Source organism: Protofrankia sp. Cr1 (assembly GCF_963555865.1).
Lineage (GTDB): Bacteria > Actinomycetota > Actinomycetes > Frankiales > Frankiaceae > Protofrankia.
In genome coordinates, this window is record NZ_CAUVXO010000015.1 from 22,248 (window position 1) to 23,050 (window position 803).

At 67.5% G+C, this 803-nt stretch carries 2 protein-coding genes; one reads left to right on the top strand and one right to left on the bottom strand.

Annotated elements, in window-relative coordinates:
• Nucleotides 1–405 (bottom strand): hypothetical protein (locus U9980_RS03085; RefSeq protein ID WP_322766591.1); only part of this gene is annotated, 405 nt, incomplete at its 3' end.
• Nucleotides 406–528: 123 nt separating this feature from the next.
• Here U9980_RS03085 and U9980_RS03090 point away from each other — a divergent pair.
• A partial coding sequence (locus tag U9980_RS03090) for a hypothetical protein (protein ID WP_322766592.1) occupies nucleotides 529–803 on the top strand: 275 nt, incomplete at its 3' end.

Here is an 803-nt window from a genome sequence, read left to right on the forward strand (position 1 = left end):
GAGCAGACCGTTGGCGCGGGCCTCTTCCTGGAGGTAGTAGAGCTCCTCCGCCCACAACCGGAAACGCTCCATGGCGTCGAGCTCACGGGCCAGCGCCCGGGCCAGGCGGGGGACGGCGAGGCGTTCAAGGGAACCGCGCAGCCATGGACGGTCCGCGGTCTCCTCTTCGCTGGCCCGCTCATAGGCCGCCCGATACAGGACGATCTCGGCCTGCGAGATCTCGATCTGCTCGGCCAGCATCCGCATCCGCGCCCGCAGGTGGGCCTCGGTCGGGATGGCGCGCTGGACGGGCCACGGACCGCGGTAGGGACCGCGCAGCGGTGGGCCTGCGGACGGAACACCTGCCGGGCCACCTGGCTGGGCACCGCCAGAGCCCGCCGGTTGTGTGGCGGCAGGCCTCGACATACCAGACATGGTGACAGGAGGCCAAGGGCGCCCGGCACTAGGGACGCGACGGCACTCACCCCGGACGCACGAAACCGTCGCCTGGATGTGAATTTCGCGCGACCGCGGGTAACAGGACTGCGGATGACACAGAAAGATCACAACGGGACTTTCCGTGTTTTCGGGCGAGGCTCGGAGGACGCGATGGCCGGATCCGTAGCAATTGTGCTGGGATTCCCACTGGTACTCATGATCGGCATGTTGGCTATGCACCAGGTGGAACAAATGATCGAGAAAGTACGCCGGCCCCGACTCCGACTGGTCCCGGATCCCGACGACGAGCCCCACGGTGACCTCAACGGTGGCGGACCGCCCCCGACCCGGCTGCTGCGACTGATCGTGTCGCGCCAGTCCAAGAA